The following is a 4,873-nucleotide window of genomic DNA, read 5'->3' as shown; positions in this document are numbered from 1 at the left end:
GGGCGTATCGTCGCGCTTGAAGCCGGTCGCGGTCTCGACCTTCGCGCCGATCGCGGCCGCCTCGTCCGCGAGCTTGCCGCCTGCTTCGAGCTTCTGCACCATCTCGGTTGCCTTGGCCTTCAGCTTGGTCGCGATCTGGTCTTGGCGCCAGCGCGCCTCGACCTGGTCGCGGACCTCGTCGAGGTTGCGGTCGCGCGATGGCGTGATGGCGAGCACGTCGTACCAGACATAGCCGCCTTTGAACGAGATCGCGTCGTTGTCGACGCCGACATCGGTGTTGAAGGCCTGCGACACCACGTCGAGGCCCTGCGGGATGTTGGCGACCGGCTGGCCGTTCGGGGCGCGGCCGGAGCGGTCGACGGCGTCGATGGTCACGGCGGTGAGGCCGAGCTTCTGCGCGGCGTCGATCACGCTGGCGCCGCCGCCGCGCTCGTCTTCCATCCTGTCGCGGAGGTCGGCGACCTTGACGCGCGCGCGGTCGGCCGCGATCTCGCGCTTGATGTCGCCGGCAAGCTTCGCGTAGTCGGCCTCACTGCCCGGTTCGATCTTGCCGACCTTGACGATCGAGGTGCCGAGGGCGCCCTGGATCGGCTGGCTGATCTCACCTTCGGGCAGCGCGAAGGCGGCATTCCCGACCGCGGCATCGAGCGAGGACTTGGTCACGAGTCCGAGATCGACGTCGGAGGCAGTCAGCCCGCGCTCCTTGCCGAGGTCCTCGAACGACATTCCGCCAACGAGACGCTCGCGCGCGGCCTGCGCCTCGGCGACGTTGGGGAACACAAGCTGCTGGATCTGGCGCTTCTCCGGCGTGCCGAGCCGGTCCTTGCGTTGCTCGAACACCTTCTTGGCGTCCTCATCGGAGACGTCGGTCCATTTGCCGATCTCCTCCGGCGAGATCACGACGAAAGCGATTTTGCGATATTCGGGGGCGCGGAACTGGACCTTGTGATCCTCGAAATAGGCGGCGAGCGCTTCGGGTGAGGGCGCGTCGATGGTGCCTGCCTGGGCCGCGTCCAGCCTGACGAACTCGATTGAGCGCTGCTCGTTCTGGAAGCGCGTCAGCACGTCGATCATGGCCTTCGGCGGCTCGAGGCCGGCGCCGATCGTACCCGTGATCTGCCGGCGCAGCGACACCTTGCGCTGTTCGGCGACGTAGCGCTGCTCGGTGTAGCCGAAATTGCGGATCATCGCCTGGAAGCGGTTCGCATCGAAGCTGCCGCCGACGCCCTTGAAGTTCGGGTCGTTCATGATGACCTGGCGGATCTGCTCGTCGGACTGGCCGAGCCCGAGCCGCCGCGCCTCTTCGTCGAGGGCGGCTTCCGCGATCGTCTGCTGCAACACCTGACGGTCGAGGCCGAAGGCGCGGGCCTGGTCGGGCGTCAGAGGCCGGCCGAACTGGCGGCTGATCTGCTGCAGGCGGTCGGTGTAAATCTGCCGGAACTCGTTCAGCGAAATCTCGGTGTGGCCGATCTTGGCCACCGTGGACTGGCCGAAGCCCTTGAAGATGTCGGCGATGCCCCAAATGCCGAAACTGACGATCAACACGCCCATCACCACGGCCATAATGGTTTTGCCGAGCCAGTTTGATGAGGCCTTGCGCATTCCTCGAAGCATTTGGTCCAACTTGTTTGGTCAGGAGGGGAACGGGAGCGCGTCTTAATGCAGATTCCGCAAAAGCGCGTCACCAAATTGATCCATCATCATAAAGTGGCGGCTTTCCCCCCGCAACCTCAGGTCACGCGACGGCGAGAAGCTGCGGTTAAAAGCCCCTGGTCTCTGGAACTGCAGGAGCACCTCTGCTAGCGCATCAACAAACCTCATATCGCTGGAAATTGACATGACCGACGCCATCCGACCGCTGATCGCCGGCAACTGGAAAATGAACGGCCTGAAGGGGTCGATTGCCGAATTTGACGCCATGCTCAATGGCGCGGCAGAAGTGGCCGCCAAGGCGGACCTGCTGGTGTGCCCGCCGGCGACCCTGCTCGCGGCCTTTGCCACGAAGGCGGCGGGCAAGAAGCTTTCTGTGGGAGCCCAGGATTGCCATCCCAAGTCTTCCGGAGCCCATACCGGTGATATCGCCGCCGAAATGCTGGCTGATGCCGGGGCGACCGCTATCATCGTCGGCCATTCCGAGCGCCGCGCCGATCACGGCGAAGGCGACGCACTCGTCATGCAGAAGGCCGAATCCGCCTGGCGGGCGGGGGTCACGGCGATCGTCTGCATCGGCGAGACGCAAGGCCAGCGCGATGCCGGCAAGACCCTGGACATCCTGCGCGGCCAGCTCGATGGGTCGCTGCCGGACGCCTCCACCGCCGCCAACCTGGTCGTGGCCTATGAACCAGTCTGGGCGATCGGCACCGGCCTCACCCCTACCGCCAAGGATGTCGAGCAAATTCATGGGTTTATCCGGGAATTCCTGACCTCCCGGTTCAAGGCCGATGGGGCGAGGATGCGGATCCTCTACGGCGGTTCGGTCAAGCCCTCGAATGCGGCCGAGCTGATGGCCGTGAAGAACGTCAATGGCGCGCTGGTCGGCGGCGCCAGCCTGAAAGCGGCCGATTTCCTTGCCATTGCCAAGGGCTGCCCCTAGCTAACCAAAGCTTTGGCAGTCCTAAGCTAAGTCTCGGACCGATCGGGGGTGGCAATACCCCCTCCGATCGTGTAACACCGCGCAACTTCAGGAAAACCCGCGAAGCGCGATCGGCCGCCGTCAGGCGCCGCCCGCTTGTGACGGAAGGATAGCATGCAGACCGTTGTCATCGTCATCCACCTCATGATCGTCGCCGTCATGATCGGCGCCGTCCTGCTCCAGAAGTCGGAAGGCGGCGGCCTCGGCATGGGCGGCGGTGCGGGCTTCATGTCGAGCCGAGGCACCGCGAATCTCCTGACGCGGACCACCGCGATCCTGGCCGGGCTCTTCTTCCTCACCAGCATGTTCCTGTCCTGGCACGCGGGCTACAGCCGCGCGCCCTCGTCGATCATCGGAACGCCGGCCTCGCAGGGCCAGCCGGCCGGCGGATCGCCGATCACGGCCCCGACCTCGGGCGGTATCCTGGATACGCTGAAGAAGGCCGACGAGCAGCAGCAGGCGCCGGCTCCGAGCGGCCCGCAGGTACCGCGCTCGCAATAAAGCAGGGGGGCCATGCAGGGCGGTGGCTACCGTCCTGCATCAACAATCCCCATCAAGGCACTGTCACCACTCTCAGTTTTGGATCACCCACAGGCCCGCAAAATCTTTTGGGGCGGAATACGAATCGCTTTGGCGAATCGAATTCGAGGGATTAGAGGTTAAGTCCCATGGCGCGGTACATATTCATCACCGGCGGCGTGGTTTCTTCGCTCGGCAAGGGTCTGGCTTCAGCGGCACTCGGTGCCCTGCTGCAGGCCCGGGGCTACAAGGTCCGCCTCCGCAAGCTCGATCCCTATCTCAACCTCGATCCCGGAACGATGTCGCCGTATCAGCACGGCGAAGTGTTCGTGACCGATGACGGCGCGGAGACCGATCTCGATCTCGGTCACTACGAGCGCTTCACCGGCCGGCCGGCGACCAAGGCCGACAACATCACGACGGGGCGGATCTACCAGGACATCATCACCAAGGAGCGCCGCGGCGACTATCTCGGCGCGACCATCCAGGTGGTCCCGCACGTCACCAACGCGATCAAGGAATTCGTCCTCGACGGCAATGACGACTACGACTTCGTCCTGGTCGAGATCGGCGGCACCGTCGGCGACATCGAGGGCCTGCCGTTCTTCGAGGCGATCCGCCAGCTCAAGAACGAGCTGCCGCGCGATCATGCCGTCTATATTCACCTCACGCTGCTGCCCTACATTCCGAGCGCCGGCGAATTGAAGACCAAGCCGACACAGCACTCGGTGAAGGAGCTGCGCTCGATCGGCATCCAGCCGGACATCCTGCTCTGCCGCACCGATCGCGAGATCCCGAAGGAAGAGCGCCGCAAGCTCGGCCTGTTCTGCAACGTGCGCGAAAGCGCCGTGATCGAGGCGCGCGACGTCGACAACATCTATGCCGTCCCCGAGGCCTACCACAACGCGGGCCTCGACGACGAAGTGCTCGCCGCCTTCGGCATCGGCTCGCGGATTCCGCCGGTGCTGCAGAGCTGGCAGCAGATCAACGAGCGTATCCGCAATCCCGAAGGCAACGTCACCATCGCCATCGTCGGCAAGTACACGGGCATGAAGGATGCGTATAAGTCGCTGATCGAGGCGCTCTCGCACGGCGGCATCGCCAACAAGGTGAAGGTCAATCTCGATTGGATCGAGAGCGAGATCTTCGAGAAGGAGGATCCCGCGCCGTTCCTTGAACACGTCAACGGCATCCTGGTGCCGGGCGGATTCGGCCAGCGCGGCGCGGAGGGCAAGATCAAGGCGGCGCAGTTCGCGCGCGAGCGCGACGTGCCGTATTTCGGCATCTGCTTCGGCATGCAGATGGCGGTGATCGAGGCCGCGCGAAACCTCGTCGGCATCGAGGACGCCAACTCCACCGAGTTCGGCCCGACCAAGGAGCCGCTGGTCGGCCTGATGACGGAATGGCTGCGCGGCAACGAGCTCGAGAAGCGCTCGCAGGCGGGCGATCTCGGCGGCACGATGCGGCTTGGCGCCTATCCGGCCGCGCTGAACCGCGGCAGCCGCGTCTCGCAGGTCTATGGCGGCGCGACCGAGATTTCCGAGCGCCACCGCCACCGCTACGAGGTCAACACCGCCTACAAGGATCGCCTCGAGCAGCACGGCCTGAAATTCTCAGGGTTGTCGCCCGACGGCGTGCTGCCTGAGATCGTCGAGTACGAGGATCATCCCTGGTTCATCGGCGTCCAGTTCCACCCCGAGCTGAAGTCGCGGCCGTTCGAGC

Annotated in this window: 4 protein-coding genes; 3 read left to right on the top strand and 1 reads right to left on the bottom strand. The window is 64.7% G+C overall.

All coding sequences use genetic code 11. The features are described 5' to 3' along the window. A partial coding sequence (locus A5906_RS22715) for a peptidylprolyl isomerase (RefSeq protein WP_245326858.1) occupies positions 1-1,614 on the bottom strand: 1,614 nt, incomplete at its 3' end. A gap of 223 nt (positions 1,615-1,837) precedes the next feature. Here A5906_RS22715 and tpiA point away from each other — a divergent pair. From tpiA to pyrG, 3 genes are all read left to right on the top strand, one after another. Next, positions 1,838-2,593, top strand: a complete 756-nt coding sequence (gene tpiA, locus A5906_RS22710) for a triose-phosphate isomerase (RefSeq protein ID WP_080137529.1) — start codon at positions 1,838-1,840, stop codon at positions 2,591-2,593. Between the two features lie 153 nt (positions 2,594-2,746). Continuing rightward, positions 2,747-3,133 (top strand): preprotein translocase subunit SecG, encoded by a 387-nt coding sequence (gene secG / locus A5906_RS22705; protein WP_080137528.1) that lies wholly within the window; start codon positions 2,747-2,749, stop codon positions 3,131-3,133. Between the two features lie 167 nt (positions 3,134-3,300). Then, positions 3,301-4,873, top strand: a 1,573-nt coding sequence (gene pyrG, locus A5906_RS22700) for a CTP synthase (RefSeq protein ID WP_136615426.1), incomplete at its 3' end; no start/stop codon positions are given.

The sequence above is a fragment of the Bradyrhizobium sacchari genome, assembly GCF_002068095.1.
Lineage (GTDB): Bacteria > Pseudomonadota > Alphaproteobacteria > Rhizobiales > Xanthobacteraceae > Bradyrhizobium > Bradyrhizobium sacchari.
Note: the sequence above shows the minus strand (reverse complement) of the source record. Positions and strands in the feature narration are given on the sequence as shown.